Below are 555 nucleotides of genomic sequence, written 5' to 3'. Positions count from 1 at the left end.
TCGACGTCTGCACATATAAATAATGACGCAGATCCGTTACCTGCCATGACTCCGAACCAGACCCGGCAGTCATCAGCTCGGACAATCGGCTGTGGCGCTCCATTTCCCAAGCCATCATCTGATACGTAAAAGGGAACGCATCCATAACCCGCTCGCGCGGCTCTGCAGCTGGATTCCAGCGGTACACAGGAGCCAGAAGTAACCGGTAGGACGACGTTGGCATATCCGTCACCATCCCGTTAGTCGTCGCGGCCTGCATGGCCGGATGTCCGCCAAGTGCATAACCGCCGCGAAACTCCGTCGTAAGATGATGCGGTCCCTGGTAGGTCGCCGTAAACATTCGTCCGTCCCGATCCATCACAACCCGCAGCGTCCATTCAATGTCTGTCAGCCGCCCCCACTTGGACATCAGCATAGGGGCAGGCGTTCCCTCATCCTCATGGCTATAAATCACCTGGTACTCCAGCACGGTTTGCTCATCGCCGCGTTCAAGTGTATAGAACATAATTAATGGAGTATCGGTATAACAGCTTTCTGTTGGATGTCCGATATTCC

The 555-nt window shown here is 54.6% G+C and carries 1 pseudogene; it reads right to left on the bottom strand.

Going from position 1 to position 555, the window contains the following annotated elements:
* Window positions 1-505, bottom strand: a pseudogene (locus LRL21_RS44820) (hypothetical protein); the annotation flags it as partial.
* Window positions 506-555 lie beyond the last annotated feature (50 nt).

Origin of the sequence: Paenibacillus periandrae, assembly GCF_022458865.1 — a bacterium.
Taxonomy (GTDB): domain Bacteria; phylum Bacillota; class Bacilli; order Paenibacillales; family NBRC-103111; genus Paenibacillus_S; species Paenibacillus_S periandrae.
Note: the sequence above shows the minus strand (reverse complement) of the source record. Positions and strands in the feature narration are given on the sequence as shown.